The organism is Weizmannia sp. CD-2023 (assembly GCF_036225245.1).
GTDB classification, from domain to species: Bacteria; Bacillota; Bacilli; order Bacillales; family Bacillaceae_C; genus Weizmannia; species Weizmannia faecalis.
Genome location: NZ_JARTJQ010000143.1, coordinates 1 through 3,066 on the forward strand (window position 1 = coordinate 1; position 3,066 = coordinate 3,066).

Here is a 3,066-nt window from a genome sequence, read left to right on the forward strand (position 1 = left end):
TGTTACTGGCGCCCCAAAATGGCAGGAAATTGACGGTGTTATTTGTCCAGAAATTGACGGAATTGTTGTCAATTAAGGGGGAAGCCAGTTTGCGCTTTATTGTGGCTTCCCCTATGAGTTTAATACTTAAATTTAAATCATTGTCATTTCACGAAAGTTCCCCTTCAATCACACGTTTTACCATATGATCGTCAATGATTCGATGCCTGTTTTGTGCTCCGTAAAGTAGACAGTGGGTACAAATCTTGTTGATGATCCTTGCGGCTCCCCCGGAAAAACGATGGATTTCATCTAAAGCTACATCTGTGAAAATTTGCTCAGTTACTCCTGAATATTGTAAATGCATGGCAATATATTCTGCAGATTGAGCTCTGTCGTAATGCCCCAGTTTGAATTGAATATCAATCCTTTGGCGGATTGCTGTGAAGGATTGGAGGCGCAGGCGGTCCCATAATTCACTTTGTCCGACAAGAATCAGGCTCATAGGGCTTTGGGCATCCATTTTGAAGTTCAGCAGGAATCTGACTTCCTCCAACATTTCCCGATCAAGAAGATGGGCCTCGTCCACGACCACTACCGGCTGAACACCATGAATTCCTCTCATAAGCTCAATTTCCCGATGAAGCTGCCGTTTTGCATCGCCTCTATAAAATTTAGACTCGCACCCGAGTTGTTCCAACAACCCTTTGTAAAAATGCCGAGGCGTTAATTTGGAATCAGACAAGTACAGTACTTTATATTGTCCATCATCAAGCCGGTCAACAAATTTACGGATAGTCGTCGTTTTCCCAGTCCCACAATCGCCTGTTAAAACCGCGAATAACTGCCTTTCAGCCGTATATTTTAACCGCCCCAGTATTTCCTGCATCATAGGAGAATCATAAAGCTTTTTAGTCGGAATATCCCGTGAAAAAGGCGTATGAGTCATACCGTAGAAGGCTTCAAACATTCTCACCGTCCTCCTTCCATACAGCCCGGAAGGAGACGGCTGGTGTTTGTTCCATCTGTCGTTCCTGATACTTTTGTTCCGCAGCTTTTAATAATCTTGATGAATCGGCTTCCTGTGGCTGAAGATGATCAGGAAGGGGTGGCCTTTTCCCTGACCTTTCACCAATTTCAAGTTTATGAGCTTTCCATGGCGAATACCCTTCAAACTCAATGGTGAGTTCCTCCAGATCCGCAGGATCATAGATAACTTCGACTTTCTGCCCAATAAATGCCAGGCCTACTTCGTATTTTTGATCCATGAAACTGATACAGCCGGATTTATCTACCTTGCGTGTTTCGCAATGCAGGAATGCATCCGCCAACGTATCTGGCTCAATGAAACGAAGTGCTTTTCTGTCACTCCTAAATGCCGATCTTGGGCTTATCTTTTCCCCAAGCGCAGAATGCGGCTTCTCCTGATAACACTCTGTCAGCCAGACTTGAAACAGTTCATTTAACCGTTCTAATGTCTTCGGCTTTTCTAGTGAGACTTCCCCCAGAAAAGAATCAATGAGCCGGTTGAATTTTTCAACCTTGCCTTTGCTTTCTGGCGAAAATGGCTTCGCGTAAACCAGCCGGGTTCCAAGTTTTGAACAGGTTCTCCCCATCCATTTCGTCCTGTATTGTTTGCCATTATCAAAGTAAACGGCTTCGGGAGCACCATATTTTTGCACTGCTTGTCGAAAAGCATCCTCCACAATCCGGGAATCAAGTGTCGGATAAAATTCACCGTGTAAAACATACCTCGTCGCATCATCAATAATGGCGACCAAGTATACCTGCTTCTTGGCACCATTTGGGCCAATCGGTAAATACGGGCCATATTTGATATCAGACTGCCAAAGCTGATTCCGATGTCTTTTTTGAAACCTTCTGGCTGCCACTCCTGATTGCGAATAAAGCCTCATCTGCCTGGAACTGTATCCTCTCTCTGATAGCTTTTCCTGAAGGGTTGAACGTTTGATTTGCCCGGGTTCTGCAAGACCTTCCCATTCAAGTATCTGTATGATTTGTGAAACACTTCGGCTGGGGGCCTCTCTTCTAAGTAGAATGGCCTGTTCTATGATATGTGGCGGGACTGCCTCAGGCTTGGTTTGGGACTGCTTTCCTTTGGGCTTCAATCCTGAAAATCCTTCTTTTCGAAACTGCGTTAAATAACGCCTGATAGTCCTTTCAGAAAGGCCGGAGGCCTTACAAATTTGTTCCTTTAATTCCTTCGCTTTTCCGGCATCCAATCCATCCGCCAATAATGGAGAAATGAGTTGAAACCTTTGGGCTGCCATTTCATCTGCTTTCTTGTGATCCATTCATGATAGACTCCTTTCCTATTTATCTACCATGAGTGTAAATCAACCCCCGCCGGACAAGAATGCAGAACGGGTATGTACCCATAAATAAAAATTTACAACGGGTCGGACAACACGCGCCAGCCATCCGGAGGCATTGCCCACCAATCGCCCTAATCTTTGGAGTGCGGTCCCCGAAGTTTCGGGCAAAACTTTCAGGTCGTCCCCATCTTGTTTGGTCTGATGTTTAATGGAAACAAGGCAATGGATCCAGTATTCTACATAAAAATAAAACCAGTCTATCCAACGATAAAGTGTTGATTCATCTGCCGGAATATCATGATTGGAACGATTAGTCAAAACCGTTTCAATACATTCCGATTTATATCTTTTATAAGGCACCAGAAATTCTGGAAGTTCGTGATGAATCTTTCCACATTGTTCACATTGTAAACGTCTGATATTATAAATATGCTTCTTTCCAGATCTATCAATGGCTTTTCGATCTCTTGTCCCAATAACCTTCATATGTTTACCACAACAAGGGGAAGGTACTTTTTCCGCACCCCTAACCAAAAACACCAAGTTGAGTATTTTCAATTAGCTTATAATCTGATACAATAACCATAATCGTTATTTTTGGTGGGACATTCCCCGTATAGCTGATGGTACAGTTATACATCATGGGGGATGTCCTTTTCCTTTCTCAAGAATAAATACGAGGACATTATACTCGTCAAATTCCGGACAGGCAATACCGTCAACTTTCGGTTATTTTTGGATGTCAGAAACA

General features: G+C 43.5%; 3 protein-coding genes. All 3 read right to left on the reverse strand.

All coding sequences use genetic code 11. The features are described from left to right. Window positions 1-148: 148 nt before the first annotated feature. Genes P9687_RS16845 through P9687_RS16855 form a run of 3 tightly spaced genes read right to left on the reverse strand, consistent with a single transcriptional unit; the run spans window position 149 to window position 2,873 of the window. Window positions 149-949, reverse strand: a complete 801-nt coding sequence (locus P9687_RS16845; protein ID WP_168985736.1) for an ExeA family protein — start codon at window positions 947-949, stop codon at window positions 149-151. Continuing rightward, window positions 942-2,294: a DDE-type integrase/transposase/recombinase gene (locus P9687_RS16850; protein ID WP_014096191.1), complete on the reverse strand. Its 1,353-nt coding sequence runs from the start codon at window positions 2,292-2,294 to the stop codon at window positions 942-944. The genes P9687_RS16845 and P9687_RS16850 overlap by 8 nt, the downstream gene beginning before the upstream one ends. Window positions 2,295-2,336: 42 nt before the next feature. Continuing rightward, complete coding sequence (locus P9687_RS16855; protein WP_237340431.1) at window positions 2,337-2,873, reverse strand: DUF6431 domain-containing protein; 537 nt, start codon at window positions 2,871-2,873, stop codon at window positions 2,337-2,339. Window positions 2,874-3,066: the final 193 nt, after the last annotated feature.

Excerpts from the sequence above, each read along its gene's own strand:
- P9687_RS16845 (WP_168985736.1), bottom strand. The coding sequence starts at position 949 with ATGTTTGAAGCCTTCTACGGTATGACTCATACGCCTTTTTCACGGGAT.
- P9687_RS16850 (WP_014096191.1), bottom strand. The coding sequence starts at position 2,294 with ATGGATCACAAGAAAGCAGATGAAATGGCAGCCCAAAGGTTTCAACTC.